The sequence below is a fragment of the Vallitalea sediminicola genome (genome assembly GCF_054408565.1).
On sequence record NZ_BTPT01000038.1, the window covers coordinates 1 to 19,436 of the forward strand.

At 30.4% G+C, this 19,436-nt stretch carries 21 protein-coding genes, 1 pseudogene and 1 riboswitch; of the genes and pseudogenes, 1 reads left to right on the forward strand and 21 read right to left on the reverse strand.

Annotated features, from left to right (window positions below; translation table 11 throughout):
- The 20 genes and pseudogenes from hisF to ACX6CF_RS16675 all read right to left on the reverse strand — a co-directional run.
- Nucleotides 1-463, reverse strand: a 463-nt coding sequence (gene hisF / locus ACX6CF_RS16580; RefSeq protein WP_458786469.1) for an imidazole glycerol phosphate synthase subunit HisF, incomplete at its 3' end; no start/stop codon positions are given.
- A 72-nt stretch (nt 464-535) separates the two neighbouring features.
- Nucleotides 536-1,255 (reverse strand): 1-(5-phosphoribosyl)-5-[(5-phosphoribosylamino)methylideneamino]imidazole-4-carboxamide isomerase, encoded by a 720-nt coding sequence (hisA, locus tag ACX6CF_RS16585; protein WP_458786470.1) that lies wholly within the window; start codon nt 1,253-1,255, stop codon nt 536-538.
- A 33-nt stretch (nt 1,256-1,288) separates the two neighbouring features.
- A complete protein-coding gene (gene hisH, locus ACX6CF_RS16590; RefSeq protein WP_458786471.1) occupies nt 1,289-1,888 on the reverse strand; it encodes an imidazole glycerol phosphate synthase subunit HisH in 600 nt (199 codons plus the stop codon).
- Between the two features lie 107 nt (nt 1,889-1,995).
- Entirely contained in the window at nt 1,996-2,583 is a 588-nt protein-coding gene (gene hisB, locus ACX6CF_RS16595) for an imidazoleglycerol-phosphate dehydratase HisB (RefSeq protein WP_458786472.1), read from the reverse strand.
- A gap of 13 nt (nt 2,584-2,596) precedes the next feature.
- Complete coding sequence (hisC, locus tag ACX6CF_RS16600; protein ID WP_458786473.1) at nt 2,597-3,667, reverse strand: histidinol-phosphate transaminase; 1,071 nt, start codon at nt 3,665-3,667, stop codon at nt 2,597-2,599.
- Nucleotides 3,660-4,955 carry a histidinol dehydrogenase gene (gene hisD / locus ACX6CF_RS16605; RefSeq protein WP_458786474.1) on the reverse strand — a complete coding sequence of 432 codons (1,296 nt, stop codon included), beginning with the start codon at nt 4,953-4,955 and terminating at the stop codon, nt 3,660-3,662. The genes hisC and hisD overlap by 8 nt, the downstream gene beginning before the upstream one ends.
- Before the next feature lie 14 nt (nt 4,956-4,969).
- The gene (hisG, locus tag ACX6CF_RS16610) at nt 4,970-5,602 is read right to left on the reverse strand and encodes an ATP phosphoribosyltransferase (RefSeq protein ID WP_458786475.1); all 633 of its coding nucleotides are present in this window, start codon (nt 5,600-5,602) and stop codon (nt 4,970-4,972) included.
- Nucleotides 5,599-6,867 (reverse strand): ATP phosphoribosyltransferase regulatory subunit, encoded by a 1,269-nt coding sequence (gene hisZ, locus ACX6CF_RS16615; protein WP_458786476.1) that lies wholly within the window; start codon nt 6,865-6,867, stop codon nt 5,599-5,601. The genes hisG and hisZ overlap by 4 nt, the downstream gene beginning before the upstream one ends.
- 201 nt (nt 6,868-7,068) lie before the next feature.
- A complete protein-coding gene (recU, locus tag ACX6CF_RS16620; RefSeq protein ID WP_458786477.1) occupies nt 7,069-7,599 on the reverse strand; it encodes a Holliday junction resolvase RecU in 531 nt (176 codons plus the stop codon).
- Between the two features lie 36 nt (nt 7,600-7,635).
- Entirely contained in the window at nt 7,636-8,730 is a 1,095-nt protein-coding gene (gene queG, locus ACX6CF_RS16625; protein WP_458786478.1) for a tRNA epoxyqueuosine(34) reductase QueG, read from the reverse strand.
- A gap of 10 nt (nt 8,731-8,740) precedes the next feature.
- Nucleotides 8,741-9,706, reverse strand: coding sequence for an RluA family pseudouridine synthase (locus ACX6CF_RS16630; protein WP_458786479.1), 966 nt, complete (start codon nt 9,704-9,706; stop codon nt 8,741-8,743).
- 13 nt (nt 9,707-9,719) lie between these two features.
- Complete coding sequence (locus ACX6CF_RS16635; protein ID WP_458786480.1) at nt 9,720-10,289, reverse strand: hypothetical protein; 570 nt, start codon at nt 10,287-10,289, stop codon at nt 9,720-9,722.
- Nucleotides 10,290-10,337: 48 nt separating this feature from the next.
- Nucleotides 10,338-10,886 (reverse strand): GNAT family N-acetyltransferase, encoded by a 549-nt coding sequence (locus tag ACX6CF_RS16640; protein ID WP_458786481.1) that lies wholly within the window; start codon nt 10,884-10,886, stop codon nt 10,338-10,340.
- 150 nt (nt 10,887-11,036) lie between these two features.
- Nucleotides 11,037-11,576, reverse strand: coding sequence for a hypothetical protein (locus tag ACX6CF_RS16645; protein ID WP_458786482.1), 540 nt, complete (start codon nt 11,574-11,576; stop codon nt 11,037-11,039).
- 81 nt (nt 11,577-11,657) lie between these two features.
- Nucleotides 11,658-12,965, reverse strand: a complete 1,308-nt coding sequence (gene thiC, locus ACX6CF_RS16650) for a phosphomethylpyrimidine synthase ThiC (RefSeq protein WP_458786509.1) — start codon at nt 12,963-12,965, stop codon at nt 11,658-11,660.
- A 42-nt stretch (nt 12,966-13,007) separates the two neighbouring features.
- Nucleotides 13,008-13,592: pseudogene (gene thiE / locus ACX6CF_RS16655) on the reverse strand (thiamine phosphate synthase); the annotation flags it as partial.
- Nucleotides 13,576-14,406, reverse strand: coding sequence for a hydroxyethylthiazole kinase (gene thiM / locus ACX6CF_RS16660; protein ID WP_458786483.1), 831 nt, complete (start codon nt 14,404-14,406; stop codon nt 13,576-13,578). The gene thiM and the pseudogene thiE, both read right to left, overlap by 17 nt.
- Entirely contained in the window at nt 14,399-15,190 is a 792-nt protein-coding gene (gene thiD / locus ACX6CF_RS16665; protein ID WP_458786484.1) for a bifunctional hydroxymethylpyrimidine kinase/phosphomethylpyrimidine kinase, read from the reverse strand. Before thiD ends, thiM begins: the two co-directional genes overlap by 8 nt.
- On the reverse strand, nt 15,187-15,690 hold the full coding sequence (thiW, locus tag ACX6CF_RS16670) for an energy coupling factor transporter S component ThiW (protein ID WP_458786485.1): 504 nt from the start codon (nt 15,688-15,690) through the stop codon (nt 15,187-15,189). The genes thiD and thiW overlap by 4 nt, the downstream gene beginning before the upstream one ends.
- A gap of 138 nt (nt 15,691-15,828) precedes the next feature.
- Nucleotides 15,829-15,936, reverse strand: a riboswitch (TPP riboswitch).
- Between the two features lie 60 nt (nt 15,937-15,996).
- Nucleotides 15,997-17,478, reverse strand: a complete 1,482-nt coding sequence (locus tag ACX6CF_RS16675) for an alpha-L-fucosidase (protein ID WP_458786486.1) — start codon at nt 17,476-17,478, stop codon at nt 15,997-15,999.
- Between the two features lie 115 nt (nt 17,479-17,593).
- Between ACX6CF_RS16675 and ACX6CF_RS16680 the strand changes: the two genes are divergently transcribed.
- A complete protein-coding gene (locus tag ACX6CF_RS16680) occupies nt 17,594-18,430 on the forward strand; it encodes a helix-turn-helix domain-containing protein (protein ID WP_458786487.1) in 837 nt (278 codons plus the stop codon).
- A 67-nt stretch (nt 18,431-18,497) separates the two neighbouring features.
- Here ACX6CF_RS16680 and ACX6CF_RS16685 read toward each other — a convergent pair whose 3' ends face one another.
- Nucleotides 18,498-19,331 (reverse strand): MBL fold metallo-hydrolase, encoded by an 834-nt coding sequence (locus ACX6CF_RS16685; protein ID WP_458786488.1) that lies wholly within the window; start codon nt 19,329-19,331, stop codon nt 18,498-18,500.
- Nucleotides 19,332-19,436: the final 105 nt, after the last annotated feature.

The following is a 19,436-nucleotide window of genomic DNA, read 5'->3' on the forward strand; positions in this document are numbered from 1 at the left end:
CATCAATACCCGTATTGATGCGTCCACCATTGATATAGACATCCCAGCTGTTATGTTCTTCGTTTCGCTTTGCATCAATCGCAACAACAACACATTGATTGCCAAACTTACTTGCGGCTTCATTGATAAGTTCAGGTCTTCTTATTGCCCCAGAATTTACAGCAACTTTATCAGCTCCAGCTCTAAGTATTGTTTTAAAATCATCGAGGGTCTTAATACCGCCCCCTACAGTCAATGGTATAAAAATTTGTTCAGCAGTTTTTTTCACCACGTCCACTATGGTGTCTCTTCCTTCATGGGTAGCGGTAATATCTAGAAATACGATTTCATCTGCTAAACTCTTATTATATATTTTAGCTACTTCAACAGGATCACCTGCATCTATTAAATTAACAAAATTGATTCCTTTTACAACTCTCCCCCTATCAACATCTAAACAAGGGATGATCCTTTTTGATAACATATAAACACCCTTTCTTACATATAAAGAACTCTTTTTTAGTTTAATATGAATAATTCACAAAAAGTGGTCTAGTTAGTCCTCAAACAATGAAATGGCTTCTTTTAAGTCAATTGTATTGGTATATAGTGCTTTTCCAATTATAGCTCCCTCAGCATTAATTATTTCCACATCCTTAAGGTCTTTTATAGAAGATACACCTCCAGAAGCAATAATATCTAAACCCGTTTCATCTATTAAATATTTTGTATAATCTATATTAGGACCAATAAGCATTCCATCTTTTGAAATATCTGTATAAACAATGGTTTTGACACCGTATCCTCTCATCTGTTTACATAAATCTAACGCAGATACGACACTCAGTTCTTCCCATCCATTAATAGCAACCATGCCATCTTTCGCATCTATCCCGACAACAATTCTATCGCTACCAAATTTCTTAACAGCATCTTTTACAAAGCTAGGATTTTTTACTGCCAATGTACCTATTATAACACGAGTTATTCCAACACTTAATCTGTCTTCAATATCTCTTATAGATCTTATTCCACCGCCTGTTTGTACAGGTATATTTACAGAATCAACTATTTTTTTAATAGCATCTTTATTAGTCCAATTACCATCTAATGCACCGTCCAAATCAACTACATGGATATATGAAGCTCCATTATCAACCCACTTTTTTGCTATAACATAGGGATCATTAGAGTAAATTGTCTGTTCATTGAATTTTCCTTGTTTTAACCTAACACATTTACCATTTTTAATATCTATTGCTGGATATAATCTCATAACTTTCCTCCATCCATAATTACAAAATATCTATTATAAAGAAACAAAATTCCTCAGTATTGAAAGTCCTATGACTCCACTTTTCTCAGGATGAAATTGTAAGGCAAATATATTCCCTTCTTGAGCTGCTATCTGGATCTCTTTGCCATAATTAGTTTTTGCACTAACAATATTTTCTGATGTTTCCAAATGATATGAATGTACAAAATAAACATGTATATTTTTTGGTAATCCTTTAAACAAAGGGTCTTCTTTAATAATATTTAATTTATTCCATCCCATATGTGGTACTTTTAGATCAGTATCAAATTTAACGATATCTCCATGTAGTAGTCCTAAACCTTCATGTGATCCATATTCACTTGATGAATCAAATAATAGTTGCATTCCAAGGCATATCCCGAGAAGCGGTTTGCCTTTATTAACACTATCATGTATGAATAAATCGATCTTTTTTTCCTTAATAAGATTTATAGCATCTTTAAAAGCACCTACACCAGGCAATATAAGTTTATCTGTTTTTTCCAATTCCCTAACATCAGAAGATATTATATAGTCTACACCAATATACGAAAGTGCATTTGATATACTTCCTAGATTACCCATTCCATAATCAATAATACCAATCTTCATCACATCCACCCTTTCTTAATATGATAAATCTTCAAAATTAAAAAAGATTAATCTTAATATAAGTACTTTTCCAAATGATTCTATATAAGTTCAATATATATTATAGTTTAAAGAACCCCTTTAGTAGTAAGAGCACCCTTTATTCTAGAATCTATAATCGTAGCTTGATCAAGAGCATTTCCAAATGCTTTAAATATACCTTCTACAATATGGTGATTGTTTTTACCATCTAATAACTTGATATGAAGATTCATTTCAGCATTCATAGCTACAGCTCTAAAAAACTCCTCTACCATTTCTGTATCCATAGTACCAATCCTATCAGTTGATAATTCAACATCATAATTCAAATATGATCTTCCGGATAAATCTAGAGCACACAATATTAGCGTTTCATCCATTGGAATAACTGCAGAACCGTATCTTTTGATACCTGTTTTATCCCCTACAGCTTCTTTTAAGCATTTACCAAATACAATACCGATATCCTCAATAGTATGGTGGCAATCAATTTGTAGGTCGCCTTTACATTTGACATTAAGATCAAACAAACCATGTTTAGAGATATGTGTCATCATATGATCAAAAAATCCAACACCTGTATCTATTTCATAATCTCCAATTCCATCTATATTTAATTTTAGACTAATATCAGTTTCATTAGTCTTCCTATTGATTTCACTGATTCTATCCATTCTATTAACTCCTTTATTTTAAGTTAATCTCATATTTTTTCATAACGTTGATTAATTGTTCATTTTCTTCCTTAGTACCTACTGTAATACGAATACAATTAGCCAATTCCCCTTGCTCTCCATAACCTCTAACAAGAATCTTGTCTTTTTCTAGTTTTTCAGCAATTTTAGCATCTGACACTTTTATTAATAAATAATTAGCATGTGAAGGATATACCTTATCTACATAATATATTTCTTCTAAATTATCATTTAGCCATTTCCTATTATGAATTATTTCTTTAACCCTTATATCATATTGTTGACTATTTTCTATAACGATTTTAGCTAAAAATTGAGATAATGAATTAAGATGATAAGGTGGTATAACAACATTTATCGCATCTATCATACTCTTGGAAGCAATTCCATATCCAACTCTAAGACCTGCTAAACCATAAGCTTTTGAAAAAGTCTTTAACACTATAAGGTTATCATATTTTCTGAACTTCCCAATCATTGTGTCATCTATATATTCACTATAAGCTTCATCAATTATAAGTGGACATTTAATCGTTTGTAAAAGTCTTTCAATGTCTTTAGTAGATATAATGTTACCTGTCGGGTTGTTAGGTGTACATATAAAAACACATTTAGGCTTAATCTCATTATATAAATCTAATATTTTATTTACATCATAAGAAAAGTCATCATTTAATTTAAAATCTACCGGAACACCTCTATTTAATTTAGTTGCAAGTTTATACATACTAAAAGAAGGTGTTGGCATTAATACCTTATCTCCCGGTTCTAAAAAAACCTTTAATATACAATCAATTAGTTGATCAGAACCAACAGAGCAGACTACATTATCCTTTTCTACTTGCCAAAACTTAGCTAAAGCATCCCTTAATTCATTACAATCAGTATCTGGATATCTTCTTATATTATTACAATCATTAATCCATTCCTTTACTTTATCAAGAATCTTTTCTTCATGAAGATACGGATTTTCATTAGCATCTAGTTTGATATCGCATTCTTTTAAAGGAGCATGGTATGGTTCAAAGTCTTTTAAATCTTTTCTTATATAATCTTTAATCATTTTCAAATCTCACCTTTATTGAATTTGCGTGTGCAGTCAATTGCTCTGCATTTGCAAATTTTATTATATCTTCTTGTAATTCTTCTAGAGCTTCTCTGTCAAAAGAAATAATACTTGATTTCTTAATGAAATCATCTACACTTAATGGTGAAAAAAACTTAGCTGTCCCATTAGTAGGTAAAACATGATTAGGTCCAGCCATATAATCACCCAAAGGTTCTGGACTATAATTTCCTAAGAAAATTGCACCTGCATTTTTAATCTTAGGTAGAACCGTAAAAGGCTCTTTCGTACATATTTCCAAATGCTCTGGTGCTACCATATTACTTAAATTAACAGCTTCATCTATTGATTTAACAACTACTATTGCTCCAAAGTCATTAAGTGATTTTTGTAAAATATCTTTTCTACTTAAATACGATGTTTGCCTAATTAATTCTTTTTCTACTTTTTTCCCTAAATCATCACTGTTAGTAACTAAAATAGCTGATGCCAATTCATCATGTTCAGCCTGGGATAATAAATCAGCTGCTACATATTTTGGATTAGCACTTTCATCTGCTATAACTAACACTTCACTAGGACCAGCTATGGAATCTATACTTACATGTCCATACACAGCCTTCTTGGCTAGAGCTACAAATATATTCCCTGGTCCAACAATCTTATAAACCTTAGGAATAGTCTCTGTTCCGAATGCTAATGCAGCCACTGCCTGCGCCCCACCTACTTTGTATATTTCATCAACACCACATTCATTAGCCGCAACTAAAGTAACAGGATTCACTTTTCCCTCTTTATCAGGTGGTGTCACCATTACTATTCGCTCTACCTCTGCCACTTTTGCAGGCATAACATTCATTATAACAGATGATGGATAGACCGCTTTCCCTCCTGGAACATATACTCCGACCTTCTCTATTGCTGTAACCTTCTGCCCCATAATACTACCAGTGTCACAACTATCAAACCAACTCACTTGCTTTTGTTTTTCATGATATTGTTTAATTCTTTTCTTGGATTTTTTTATAATTCTAATTAAATCATCATCGACTAGCTTATAAGCTTCTTCAATTTCTTCTTTCGTTACCTTCAATGATTTCTTATCAAGCTTGACACTATCAAACTTCTCTCCATATTCAAAAATGGCTTTGTCTCCATTATTCTTCACATTATTAACTATACTAGCCACTATCTGCTCATACTTCCCATAATTATCAGGGGTTCTATCAAATAACATCTTATGCAGTTCATTAATTGAACAATCACTATAATTAATGTATCTCATATAATTATCACTCCTTAATCTAAACTTCTCAATCCTTTAATTATCTTAGATATCCTCTCATTCTCCATCTTCATACTCACTCTATTAACAACCATTCTAGCAGATAATGGACATATTTCCTCTAAAACAACTAATCCATTATCTTTTAATGTAGTTCCTGTTTCTACTATATCAACAATAACCTCTGATAAACCAACTAAAGGGGCAAGTTCTATTGATCCATTCAGTTTTATAATTTCTACGGTTTGATTTTTTTTATTATAAAAATAATCTTTTGCTATATGAGGATATTTAGTAGCCACCCTTATAAAGCTTCCTTTATCCATTACTTCTTTCATTTCACTAGGTCCAGCAACAATCATCTTACATTTACCAAAACCTAAATCCAAAACCTCATATAAATTTTTCTTTTCTTCAAGTATAGTGTCTTTTCCTACAACACCTATATCCGCAGCTCCATATTCCACATATGTAGGCACATCACTAGCTTTAGCTAGAAAAAATCTTAATTTTAGCTCTTCATTAGTGAATATAAGTTTTCTTGTATCACTTTTCATTTCATCACAGTTGATTCCTATTTTTTCAAATAATTTAACGGTCACTTTAGCTAGTCTTCCTTTAGCTAATGCAATTGTAAGATATCTCATGCTTTTTCACCTCTATCTATTAGTTCATTAATTGCTACAACTGTTTTATCCATAGTTTGTAAGTTAACCATTACAACTTCTTCATTATTGTTAAAACTCATAATGCCACCAATACCATGTTTTTTACCATATTCAATATTATCTTCAATTGATTTGTTTAATAATCCAATTTGTACGTTCATTCCCTTTGACCTAAACTCTTCAGATATCATTATAGCTTGCTTTCTAGTTTGCTGGTTATAAACTATCAATGTATCTATATTAAATTCCGGTAGAGAAATCTGCTGTCTTTCAATAGCTAGCATTAATTCGTCAATAACAATAGCAAAACCTATAGCCGGTACATCTTTACCAAATTGCTTTAAAAGTGTATCGTAACGACCTCCATCAACTATTGAAACCCCAGTACCGTATGTGTAACCTCTAAATATAATACCAGTATAGTAATTAAGACAGTTCACTAGTCCAAGATCAAAAGAAACATAACCTTCAACACCATAATCACAAAGTATTTCATAAACCTTTTCCAATCTATCTAGTGATTTAATCGCCTTTTCGTTATTTGTTAACTTCCTAGCTTTTTCAATAACTTCTACAGAACCAAATAATTTTGGTAGATCTAAAAAGACTTGTTTCAGCTCCTTTGACATATTACATCTAGTAAGTAATTCTTCAACAGCAATGAAGTTTTTTTCATCTACAAAATTCCTAAGTTCTTCCTCTTCATTAGCATCAAGTCCAGCTTCTTCAGCAAGCCCTTTAAAAAATCCTGCCTGTCCTAGATCTATTTGAAATTTTTCAAGACCAGCCATACTCAGGCTATTAATAATCAAAGCAATTATTTCAGCATCTGCATCCTCACTATTGATACCTATCAATTCTACTCCTGCCTGTGTGAATTCCCTTAACTTTCCTTGATAACTCTTGCCATTTCTGAAAGTGTTACCAACATAACAAACACGTACAGGATTTTTTTCATTCTTATAATATGTAGAAACATATCTAGCAATAGAAGGTGTTATATCTGGTCGAAGAGCTAAAATATTTCCATCTCTATCAAAAAATTTATACATTTCTCTTATATCCACAGTTCCACGCTCATGATTAAATACATCATAGTATTCAAAAGTAGGAGTCTGGATATCCCTAAAACCATATCTATGGAATACAGACCCTATCCTATTTTGCAATTCAATTTTTTTAGATGTTTCTTTAATATTAAAGTCCCTAACGCCTTCTGGCGTATGTAATAAACAATCTATCATACTAATTACGTCCTTCCTGAAAATATTTTTAAGTATATTAATATAAATTATTCTAATTATCCTTAATAATAAATGTCGTTATGCTTTCGCGCATTAAAGTGCTAATTCATTAAATCATCTAATTATTGTAATATTATATGTTAATTTACTATAAATGTCAACATCAAATAACAAAAAACATTCTCAAATATTTAACCTGAATTAGTTTTTATCAATATAATTTTTGATTTGCTCTAGATAATGCAGATAAATTCCATTTTTATTAGATATAATGTAAGACTTATCCATTTCTTTATACGGTATAGATTTTCTACCACCTATTTTAGCTTTTTCCCAATAACTTTTAATGTTTTGGTAAGGTAAATAAAAATACTCGTTATATTTAGAAAAATAGACCAAAAAGAAGGCTATGCCTCCTTGTTTTTCATAATCCTCCATAAAAACCATTTGATGTTCATGTATATTCTGTAAAGGAAGTATTTCTTTCGTAGTTTCTTTTGCATCAAAACATACTGCAATTCCTTGTACAACTCCAATATAATCCACTGTACTTTTTTGTTCAAAGTATGCTAATGAGATTTGCCTAGTCTTTTGATCAATTTTTATAGGTTTAATCGGAGTGGGAATCTTCTGAATTAACGCTAATCCATTTTCTCTGTATTTTTTATTGGTATGATTAATAAGTTCCTCAAGGGTACTTCCTCTTAATCCTCTTGAATTCCAATATGCCATAATACCCCCACTTTCTAATTCTAACTTAATCTATATTTATTTCAACTTATCTATTCCCTTTTCTATTAACATAAGTATATCACTATCATTTTCTTTAGCTTTCATTTTCTCTAATGAATCTAAGCCTTCTTTGAATGAAAGTCTCACTATGGAATCAATTATTTCTTTTCTTATATCTATTCTAATATCATCTAAATAATTATTTAATATAGTTAGTGCTTTTTTACTTTTTGAATTTCCTAAAGCAATTATTGCGTTTCTTTGTAATAACTTTTTTCCTCTCCATCCTGAAGAAGATATTCCATAAGTTTTTTTAAATTCTTTGTTGCTCATATTAAGCAGCGAATCATATTGCGGATAAGGCTCAATAACATTAGGTAAATCTTTATTATCAACTTTATTATATGGACATACCTTTTGGCAAACATCACACCCATATACTTGTTGACCCATTTTTTCCTTAAGCTCATTATTTATCTGTCCCTTTTGCTGGGTCAGATAGGAAACACATAGATTACAATCTATTTCATTATTTCCTATTATAGCTCCACTTGGACATGATTTAACACAGTTATTGCAACTTCCACAGCTAATAGAAATTTCATTTTCATCTGGCTCAATATAAAAATCTGTTAGTATATACCCTATGAATACTCTGGAACCATATTTTTCATTTATTAACATAGAATTCTTTCCAATAAAACCAAGACCCGCTCGTCTTGCAACAGCTCTATCTGAAAACGGACTTATATCAACAAATATCTTAGTATTGCATCTTACAATACCCTGAAGATGCTCTTCCATTAATTTTAACTTGGCAGTAACAATCTTGTGATAATCTTTTGATACAGCTGCCATACTGATATTACCTCTAAGAGTATTATCATTCTGTTTTATGGGATTATTATTATATGCTTCTAGAATAACAATAAAAGACTTAGCATTTTCTAAAGTTAAATCGGGATATACTTTTTTATTATAATCTTTTGATTCCAAATCACACATATATTTACTGGTATCACGATTATATAAAATATCTTCAAGTTCATAAAAAGGTTTTGCTAAGCAAAACCCAATTTCATCAACATCAATTTTCTTACTGTATTTTATTAAATTATTCTTTATATCCATAAAATCACCTTCAATGGCTAAAAAGTGTATCAGCTATTTTTTTGAATCTACCATTTATATCTGTAATTAATTCTTTATTATCTAAATATAAAAGATGTCCATCTTCAATGCTGAATTTAATCTTATATGCATGAAGCAACTGATGTTTCAATCCATATCTATCTTTAAAGTAATCATTTATCTTCTTATTACCATACTTATAGTCGCCAACAAGAGGATGTCCTATACTAGATAAGTGAGCTCTTATTTGATGGGATTTACCTGTAACTATCCTAACATCAAGTAACGTATATTCTTTTCCAATTTTAATTGGTTTATATATGGTCTTAATATAACTACCCATCTCTTTATTGTTTGAAATGGATACCTTATTATTAATGGTATCTTTTGTAAGATACCCTTCAATTGTATTAGTTGCAGATATTATACCTTTTACAATACACATATAGTGCTTATCCAATTCATTATTAGATATGAGCTTATTCAATTCTTGTAACGTTTTTATATTTTTCCCTGCTATAACTATACCACTAGTATTTCTATCCAATCTATTGCATATTCCTGGACGGAAACCTCTAGTTACTTCTGGATCATATTCACCTTTATCAATCAGATAACTTATTATTTCATCAACCAAAGATATACTATCGCTATCATTAGGTTGCGATAATAAACCAATAGGCTTATTGCATATTAATATATTATCATCCTCATATATTACTTTATGAGTTATTGATACCTTTTTGTCAATGTTATGATTACTAAATTTCTTGATGGTTTCAGTTGATAAATATATCTGAAACACGTCATTTTCATTTATGATTTCATTTCCTATAATTCTTTTTTTATTAAGTTTTATTCTCTTTTTTCTTAACAATTTATATATAAAACTTTTGGAAGCTTCATTAAAATATTTCAATAAATATTTATCAGCTCTTTGATTGCTTTCATCTTTTGATACGATTATTTCTTTCATATATGTCTCCAATTTATATTGAATTATCTAATAGTACATTTGCTAAAGCTACTTGACTTTTTGTATCCACATTATTTAATAGTGTTGATAATTGTGTTATAACATATGAATACATAGCTTGTTCATCATTATATACTTTAACTGTAGCTGTATAACCTTTAGGGTTTATTAATTTTTCAATCAGTTCTTTGTACTCCATTACTTGTTTTCTGGTCTTTTTTTCATCAATCAATAATATGACTTCTTTATCACTAACAACTGCTACTTGATAGAATAATGTTTTTTTACCTCTTACAACAACTAGGCTTGATAAATAAACTAATCTATCGCTTATTTTTTCGAACTTACGATAAATATCCTCTTTACCTTCTTTATATTGCCTATATAAAATATATTTCACAAAAAATTGAGCTTCTGGCAAAGCAAGTAATACAGTAATTAATAACAATACATTACCACTAGTAAATACAAACCTATCTATAATATATAATGCCAATATTATAATAAATCCTACAATCATTAATAATAAATAACTTCTTTTTTGTGAACGAATGTATCCATATTCTCCCTTTGGTTGTCTCATGTTAATTTCCTTTCATATAAACATTTGTCTTGTAGATTATACCACAAATTAGTTATATTGAAAATATCTTTCTCTTGTCATAACGTAACGTACATAATCAATACTCATACCGCTTAACATCTGGGCATTCTTATTGATTCCTTTTTGTTCAAAATGTAGTCTTTCTGGTATAGCTCTACTTTTTTTGTTTTCTTCAGCTACATAAACATAAACTATATTTAATTTCAATTCATTAAATATAATAGCAAGAAAACTTTTACAACAAGTAGTTATTATACCTCGCCCTTGATATTTTTCTGCAAGCCAATAACCTAAAGAAGTAGATTTTTCAGACCAATCAATGCTATGTGTTCCTAATTTACCAACTATCTTGCCTCTATATATTACATTACATTGAAATCCATTGTTACTTGCATATTGATGCATAGCTTTGTACGCAGTATATCTGCAATCTTTAGGACTTTTCACCAAATCCACCCAAGTAAGCCATTTTTTCAGATGATTTCTGGAAGAATCTATAACTTTATATACTTCCTCCGAATCCTGTACGTTGGATAACCTAAGATATATATCATCATTAACTTTATATTCAAACATATAAAGTTTTCAATCCTTTCTTATAATGCATAGCATTTATTCCTTTGTATTATTATACGCTTTTTAATGAAACTATTTCATAAAAATTTCATATTAAAAAAGATTCCATGAGATATCTCACAGAATCTTTTACTTATGATTACTTAAAACTTATTGAATGCCTAAGATACCAGTTAAGTCAGAATCTTCACTAATAATCCATTTGTCATCTACAAGTTTTAATTCAATTACAGTCTCAGTTTCTTCCGTAGCAATTTCTTTATCTTTTGTTACTTCGTCAAGAGCATTCTTTATCATATCTTGACCTTTCTCAATACTGTCACCAGCTTGATCACCAAGATTAATGTCTACTGAAGACACAAGTGATGCAACAATATCCTCAAGTTTTGGATGTGTAACCTTAATCTTGACAGTTGCAGTATCATCAGTTATTTCTGAGTCAACAACCTTATATTCTAATTGACCAAATAATAAATCATTCATTGGATTATTTTTCATTTCGTCAAAAGATACGTCTTCAACTTTAGTTTCAAGGTTATCATAAGCTTTTTCGAAGTTTCCTTCAATCAAATTATCCATAAAAGCTGAAACTACTTTTGTAGCTTCGTTGTCTTTCGACGAAGAATTACCACATCCTTGAAACATAAGCATAGATAATACCACTACTGTTACTAAAAAATACTTTTTCATTCAATTCACCCTCATTTAAATTATTTGTATAAAATATACGTTAATCATTATACATATATAATATATAAATGTAAAGTGTTTTTAATCTCTTAGTATATTTATATCTTCACCTTTTAATACTTTGTTAAGGTTACGTACTGCACACATTTTACCACACATTGAACATGAATTCTCATCTTCTGGCTTAGAACTTTCACGATATTTCTTAGCTTTTACAGGATCTATGGCTAAATCAAACATTTTATTCCAATCAAGCTGTTGTCTAGCATAACTCATATTATTATCCCATGTTCTTGAATCAGGTAATTTTTTACCGATATCGCCAGCATGAGCTGCAATTCTAGTAGCAATAATTCCTTCTTTCATATCATCGATACTAGGTAATCTTAGATGCTCTGCAGGAGTTACGTAACATAAGAAATCAGCTCCACTGGCAGCTGCTACCGCTCCACCAATAGCTCCAGTAATATGGTCATATCCTGGTGCAATATCAGTTACTAAAGGACCTAATACATAAAAAGGTGCACCATGACAAAGTTTTTTCTCAAGTAACATATTAGCTTCTATTTCATTTATTGCCATATGTCCTGGTCCTTCAATTATTACTTGAACATTTTTTGCCCAAGCTCTTTTTGTTAATTCCCCAAGTACTATTAATTCCTTAATTTGACTTGCATCTGTTGAATCAGCGATTGCTCCTGGTCTACATGCATCACCAAGACTCACTGTAATATCATATTTTGCACATATATCAAGTAATTCATCGTAATGTTCATAGAATGGGTTATCCTTTTTATTTAACTGCATCCAAGCGAACATAAGAGAACCACCTCTTGAAACTAAGTTCATAAGTCTTGGGTTTCTTCTGAATGTATTAGCTGTTTCTCTATTAATACCAGCATGAATAGTTACAAAGTCAACACCGTCTTTACCATGTTTCTCAACAACATCCAAAAATTCTTTTTCTGTAATATCTTTTAATTCTTTATCATAGAAACCTAAAGCATCATATACAGGTACTGTCCCTATCATAGCAGATGACATATCAATAAGTTTTTTTCTGAATTCCTCAGTTTTACCATAATTACTAAGGTCCATGATTGATTCTGCTTTCATATCAATAGCTACTCTTACTTTTTCTAGTTCTCTATCTATATCATAACTGTCTTTTGATATACCTAAGTTAACATTGATCTTAGTTCTTAATCCTTCTCCCACACCTTCTGGGTCAATGTTCTTATGGTTTTTGTTAGCTGGAATTACAACTGTACCTACTGCTATTTTACTAGCTAGATCATTAACATCCATATTCTCTTTTTTTGCAACTATTTCCATTTCTTTTGTAATAATACCTTTTTTTGCAGCATCCATTTGTGTAGTATAGTTCATTGTATTCCTTCCTTTCGAAAAAGCGTCTTTTAGTTTTTTTATGGCATCTTTTATATTTTTTGAATCGTAAATCTCAGAAATGATAGCGATTGAATCTACATTATCATTAATTTCTTTTGTTAAATTTCCTGCTGTTATTCCTCCAATACCAACAACGGGTATAGGAACAGCATTTTTAATATCAATTAATGTTTTGAGCTTAATCTGTACTGCATCAAGTTTAGTTGGTGAAGGAAATAAAGCTCCCACTCCAAGGTAGTCCGCTCCTTCTTCAAAACATCTTATGGCATCTTCAACAGTTTTCGCTGTTGCACCGATAATAACATCCTTGCCAAGAATTTCTCTTGCTTCTTTAATACTGGTATCATCTTGTCCAAGATGAACACCCTCTGCTCCTATTTCTTTCGCAATATCTACTCTATCATTTATTATAAGAGAAGCATTATATTTATCACATAATTCTTTTATTTTTGTAGCTTCATTATATAATAGCTCTTTATCTTCTTCTTTACTTCTATATTGAAAAATAGATATTCCTTCTCTAAGGGCTTGTTCAGTCTTATCTAGTAGAATATTAAAGTCTGGATATTGTTTTGAAATTAAATATAATTCATTTTGAAATTTCATTGACAACTACCTTCTTTCTATCTATAAAATTCTTATCTTTCATATTATAAATACTATCTAGTAATTTCACTTTAAATGTCCCTACCGATTCTTTTTCTTTTAGATTATCATCGACTAAGACAGCAGCCTCATTCATAGCTGAAATGCCATAAATACTACTTGCAAAAGCATCACCAGTTTTAGCTAATGCTACCGCAATAAGTGGTGAAATCATACATCCTGTTCCTGTTATAGATGTAAGCATTTTAGAACCGTCATTAATTTTAGCAACATATTTATCACTACAAACAGTATCAATTTTCCCTGTAATCGCTACTATAATATTATATGTCTTGGCAACTTTATATCCAATAGCCTCAATATCTTCTACATCCATTTCTTCTGAATCTACACCTTTTGAATTAGTCTCTAGTCCAAGAAGGGCTTTAATTTCAGATGCATTACCTTTAATAACATCAATTTTGTAGTTATTCAGTATATCAAATACTATTTCTTTTCTATAACTTGTAGCGGCCACACCAACAGGGTCTAATATTATAGGTACATTGTTGTTGTTAGCAACCTTAATTGCTCTTTTTATTGATTTTAACTTATTAGATGTTATAGTCCCTATATTAATCACTAGGCAATTACTAATTGATGTTATTTCATCAACCTCTTCAATAGCTTCCGCCATAATTGGACTACCACCAAAAGCAAGAGTCATATTTGCAACATCATTAGAAGTTACATAATTAGTGATATAATGTATTAATGGCTTCATTGAATTTTTATATATTGTACTAAAGTCAAAATTATCCATATAGTTACTCATAATAATTCCCTTCTATGAAATGATTAACTGGTCCATCTCCAGAACCTATTGAAAATCCACCTGCTATCGCTTTTGTAATATAATTTTTTGCCAGTTTAACTGCATCAGTAGTATTTTGCCCCTTACTGATATTAGCTGCTATAGCAGAAGATAATGCACACCCTGTTCCATGTGTATTAGGGTTATCTATTCTTTGGTGGTTATAATATGTAAACTTACTACCATCAAATAAAACATCACATGCTGTATCTCTAAGATGGCCACCCTTGACCAAAATATTTTTTGGACCAAGTTCATATAATTTTTTACATGCTGTTTCCATATCATCTGTATTGCTAATAGCTGTATCTGTTAATCGTTCTGCTTCAAGTATGTTTGGAGTTATAAGGTTACATAACGGAAACATATCTGTTACAATACTTTCTATTGCATCACCCTTAAGTAATATCCTTCCTGTAGTAGATATCATGACAGGGTCTAAAACTATCTTTGGTAGATTATATTGTTCAAAAGTATTAACTATAGCTGTTACTATTCGTTTGTTAAACAACATTCCTATTTTAATACTGTCTACTTTAATATCATCAAAAATAGCTTCTAATTGTTTTGTAATTGTGATAGGTTCTAATCCTTGAATATAAGATACTTTTGTAGTGTTTTGGGCAGTTACAGCTGTAATAACACTCATACCATATACTCCATGGGCATCAAAGGTCTTAAGGTCTCCTTGAATACCTGCACCCCCACTACAATCTGAACCTGCAATTGTTAACGCTGTTTTCATTGTATAGATACCTTCTTTTTGATTACTAATTTTTTTAATGCTGTAAGTTCAAATAGTAATACAGCTATTACCGCTCCTGCAAAAGAACTAATAATAAATGGTATTACTAAACCAAATATTGCAGCTTGTCTGCCCATAAATAAGATACCTACTGGACATGCTATTATAGCTCCAATAATCCCTGTTCCTATTACTTCGCCTAGAGCAGCAAGATATGTATTAGCAAATCTTTTAAACATTAGACCAGCAAATAGCGCTCCAAAAATACTTCCTGGAAATGCTAATAATGTTCCCATAGCAAAGATATTTCTTAGTGTGGATATAACTATTGCATTAAGTACTGCGTATACAGGTCCTAATAGTATTGCAGAAATTACATTGATTAGATGTTGCCATGGAAAACATTTTGAAGCACCAATAGGAATATGATACGGGCTTAGTACAACACCTAGCGCAATAAGTACACCAGATAAAGCTAATTCTCTAGTTTCAAATTTCATGTAATCATTTCCTTTCCATAATAATCAATTAACTTATTGATAAGATAATCAAATATATTAATGACGGTTTATTGGCGAAGCAAACCTATAAATAACAAAAAGGCAATCCGAGGATTGCCTTACTACCATTATATTAATTAATATTACGATAAGCTTCCCTCCGCTGGTACGAACCAGATCAGGTCAAGGGTCAAAGAATATCGTTCTTTATCTCAGCTAGCTATACTAGCCCCCCTAGCCAATATTCAATTTTATATTCGAGTATATGGTAACATATTTAATTAATATAATCAATAGATTTTAAATTTAATTAATCTTTATCTTAATACATACTGGATAAGTTGTATTTATAGTCTTATCAATTGACACTATTAATCCATTTTCGTTCAGTTCATAATTCAAACCATCATCATAGCCTAGAATCTTAACATCAATTATATCCCCTGCAAAATATTTACTACCTTTTTGCAATGATTTAATGACCACTTCATTATTATCAGGCCATCTTAATACATTAGCATAAATATAAGGTGCATTGTATGTAAATCTTATATCCTCACTTGTAAAGGATGAACGCTTTTCATCATTGAAAGCACCTTCAATAATTTCTGTTGGTCCTTCACCAAAAGTACTCCAATATTCTGTATTATAGATTGATTCACCATTTATTCTTAACCATTTACCAATACATCTTAATACATTTTCTTCTTCTTTTGTTATTGTCCCATCAGATTTTGGACCAATATTAAGTAATAGACAACCATTTTTACTAACAATATCTACAAGATCACATACTACCGATTCAGGTGTCTTGAAATTATTGTTTTCAGTATATCCCCAAGAATTTGTAGCTATTGCTGTATCTGTCTGCCATAATCTAGGTCTTATAGAAGCTAATTGACCTCTCTCAACATCAAATATGGCAGTTCCTTTAGCATAAGCATCAAATTTATAATTGATAGCCACTTCTTCTCCCCATTCTACAGCCCTATTATAGTAATAAGCTGCAAATTTCTTTAGATATGGTTTAAACGCTAAATTTTGAATCCACCAATCAAACCATACAACTTTTGGTTGGTACTTATCTACAAGTTCACAAGTTCTAACAAGCCAATTCTTCAAGTGGTCAGTTGATGGTCCTTTACTATGAATATTATGAGTAGTCTCATGTAGTTCTTCATTTTCAAATAGTTTTACAGCATGACCATAAGGCTCTTGAAACTGTGTATCTTGTAAACCAGAATCAAAATCTCTGAGTCCTGACATAAACCAATAATTCTCAGCTCTATGGCTGGATGCAGTAAAAACTATATCTTTCTCTTCTGCAGCTTTTTTTAATGCACCTAATATATCTTTCTGAGGACCCATTTTCATTGCATTGAACTCAGACAATTCACTATCATACATCTGGAATCCATCATGATGTTCTGCAACTGGCATAACATATTTAGCACCAGCATCTGCAAAAAGCTCCATCCATTTATCAGCATCGAATTTTTCACCTTTGAACATTGGTATAAAATCTTTATACCCAAAGTTTTTATGTTGACCATAAGTCTTTATATGATGCTCATATTCTTTTGACCCTTTTATATACATATTTCTTGGATACCATTCATTACCATAAGCTGGTACTGAATAAACTCCCCAGTGAATGAAAATACCGAATTTCGCATCCTTATACCATTTGGGTTCTTTATATTCTCCAAGTGACTCCCACGTATCTTTATACGGTCCTTCGTTAATGACCTTTTCAATATCTTTAATATAATCTTTTATTTGTCTCATACATTTTCTCCTTTCGCACTATATATTTATATTTTAATTAGTCTGTGATATAATATAAATATAAAATACTAACCTATTTTTATAATATTTTTAATTAGTCAATAAGGAGAATAAAATGTCAAAATCACAAGATAAAATGATTTCAAAATATATGTCTTATCTCAGGGTTAATTTAATAATATCAGCTTACAATCAAGTTCCACTAACTTGGAAGGATACTCAATCTAATCTAGGTTATTGTAAAATATATTTTATCGAAAAAGGTGATGGTGTTATATACATTGATGGTGTTGCATATTATCCAAAACCTGGAGATATGATGTTTATACCTGAAGGCTGTACACATGGTTATTCAACAATAAGCCCAAAAACTTATACCAAACACTGGTGTCATTTTAATGCATATATTGGTTCAATTACCATATCAGATTTCTTAGATATCCCATATATGAAAACAATAAAAAATCCCCAAAAAATCATTTCACTTTTTGAGGACTTAACTGCTTATTATAATAGTGATAATCCTTTTTCACCACTGAATGCTCAGGCAACTCTTATGCAACTTTTATCAACATACTTTTCAGAGATATGTAACAATGAAATAACTTTGAAGACGCAAGCAACAGATACCAAGCTTAATCTCCTATTAGATTTTATAGAAGAAAATCTTCACACCAAGATTACCATTAATGAACTTGCTGATTATATGAATCTCCATCCTAATTACTTGATAAGGTTATTCACAAGTACATTCGGTCTCTCCCCTATGGAGTATATAAATAGACTACGAATTGAAAGAGCTAAGGAGTTGTTAACTATTAATAATGAAAGTATCAAATTAATATCTGAACTAGTTGGATTTAGTACCCCATACTATTTTTCTCTAGTCTTCAAAAAACAAACTGGACTATCTCCAAAACAATATAGACAGTTAACCTCTGATAAGCTTTAAATAAAAGATGCATATAAATAAGAATAAAAATTATTATACAATTCTTATTCTTATTTATAAACCAATATTAAACTTCTACTACCATTCCATCATAAGCCATCATTAATCCCTTTTTCTTGAATGTGTCTTTATCTCTATCATAAACAACAAGACCATTATGTGAAAAATGTTGAGAGATAACGGTACTTTTTTCATCTACTGCAGTATTTTCTCTTAAAATATGTACAATCTGTTCATTATCCTTTAAACACATATGAGTTGAATTTTCATTGGTTTCACCAAAACCACATGTACAATCTAAAATAACTAAATCGAAATAAAGTTTGGTTATATAATCAATAACATCATCAAAATAATAAGCTGAATCCAGCCCGTATAACATTCTTTTACCATCATGTTCGATTATATATATTAGACACTCTTCTTCATCATACATAGTTCTATGTCTAGCAGATAATGGTGTAATTTTATAATCTTCTATAAAAAATGATTTGAAAGGTTCAGCTCTATTAAGTGTAAAATGTTCATCAATATCCCCTGAAAAATCCTCAAACTGATCTAATATATCTAAACATGTTTTGTTAGCATAAATATTTAATTTGGGATTACCCTCATTTCTATAACCTGGTAATTTAAATTCTAAATCATAATAATTGAAATGATCACTATGAGAATGTGTAATCAAAAGATATTCTAATCTTGAATAATCTATTCCATATGTATGAACATGATGCATAACATCATTAGTGAAGTCAATGACTATCTTATCATCAATAATGATACTTGAACGTTTTCTGATATTCTTTCCCCCAAGTCTTTTAGATTCCATACATATTGGGCAATTACAAAATAGTGCAGGTATGCCTTCAGCAGCCGCTGTTCCTAAGAATTGTACTTTCATAAATTTTACCTCCATGTAATTATATTAGTTATTAAATCATGATAACTTCAATATACTCTCTTGGACAATTTATGTCAATAATATAATAAATCATTTTATATATAC

What these genes read in the sequence shown, in the direction of transcription:
- hisH (WP_458786471.1), bottom strand. Translation starts at nt 1,888, where the DNA reads ATGAAGATTGGTATTATTGATTATGGAATGGGTAATCTAGGAAGTATA.
- hisA (WP_458786470.1), bottom strand. Translation starts at nt 1,255, where the DNA reads ATGAGATTATATCCAGCAATAGATATTAAAAATGGTAAATGTGTTAGG.
- ACX6CF_RS16630 (WP_458786479.1), bottom strand. Translation starts at nt 9,706, where the DNA reads ATGAAAGAAATAATCGTATCAAAAGATGAAAGCAATCAAAGAGCTGAT.
- thiW (WP_458786485.1), bottom strand. Translation starts at nt 15,690, where the DNA reads ATGAAATTTGAAACTAGAGAATTAGCTTTATCTGGTGTACTTATTGCG.
- queG (WP_458786478.1), bottom strand. Translation starts at nt 8,730, where the DNA reads ATGGATATAAAGAATAATTTAATAAAATACAGTAAGAAAATTGATGTT.
- ACX6CF_RS16685 (WP_458786488.1), bottom strand. Translation starts at nt 19,331, where the DNA reads ATGAAAGTACAATTCTTAGGAACAGCGGCTGCTGAAGGCATACCTGCA.
- thiM (WP_458786483.1), bottom strand. Translation starts at nt 14,406, where the DNA reads ATGAGTAACTATATGGATAATTTTGACTTTAGTACAATATATAAAAAT.
- thiD (WP_458786484.1), bottom strand. Translation starts at nt 15,190, where the DNA reads ATGAAAACAGCGTTAACAATTGCAGGTTCAGATTGTAGTGGGGGTGCA.
- hisZ (WP_458786476.1), bottom strand. Translation starts at nt 6,867, where the DNA reads ATGATAGATTGTTTATTACATACGCCAGAAGGCGTTAGGGACTTTAAT.
- thiC (WP_458786509.1), bottom strand. Translation starts at nt 12,965, where the DNA reads ATGAACTATACTACACAAATGGATGCTGCAAAAAAAGGTATTATTACA.
- hisD (WP_458786474.1), bottom strand. Translation starts at nt 4,955, where the DNA reads ATGAGATACATTAATTATAGTGATTGTTCAATTAATGAACTGCATAAG.
- ACX6CF_RS16635 (WP_458786480.1), bottom strand. Translation starts at nt 10,289, where the DNA reads ATGAGACAACCAAAGGGAGAATATGGATACATTCGTTCACAAAAAAGA.
- ACX6CF_RS16645 (WP_458786482.1), bottom strand. Translation starts at nt 11,576, where the DNA reads ATGAAAAAGTATTTTTTAGTAACAGTAGTGGTATTATCTATGCTTATG.
- ACX6CF_RS16680 (WP_458786487.1), top strand. Translation starts at nt 17,594, where the DNA reads ATGTCAAAATCACAAGATAAAATGATTTCAAAATATATGTCTTATCTC.
- hisG (WP_458786475.1), bottom strand. Translation starts at nt 5,602, where the DNA reads ATGAGATATCTTACAATTGCATTAGCTAAAGGAAGACTAGCTAAAGTG.
- ACX6CF_RS16675 (WP_458786486.1), bottom strand. Translation starts at nt 17,478, where the DNA reads ATGAGACAAATAAAAGATTATATTAAAGATATTGAAAAGGTCATTAAC.
- hisB (WP_458786472.1), bottom strand. Translation starts at nt 2,583, where the DNA reads ATGGATAGAATCAGTGAAATCAATAGGAAGACTAATGAAACTGATATT.
- hisC (WP_458786473.1), bottom strand. Translation starts at nt 3,667, where the DNA reads ATGATTAAAGATTATATAAGAAAAGATTTAAAAGACTTTGAACCATAC.
- recU (WP_458786477.1), bottom strand. Translation starts at nt 7,599, where the DNA reads ATGGCATATTGGAATTCAAGAGGATTAAGAGGAAGTACCCTTGAGGAA.
- ACX6CF_RS16640 (WP_458786481.1), bottom strand. Translation starts at nt 10,886, where the DNA reads ATGTTTGAATATAAAGTTAATGATGATATATATCTTAGGTTATCCAAC.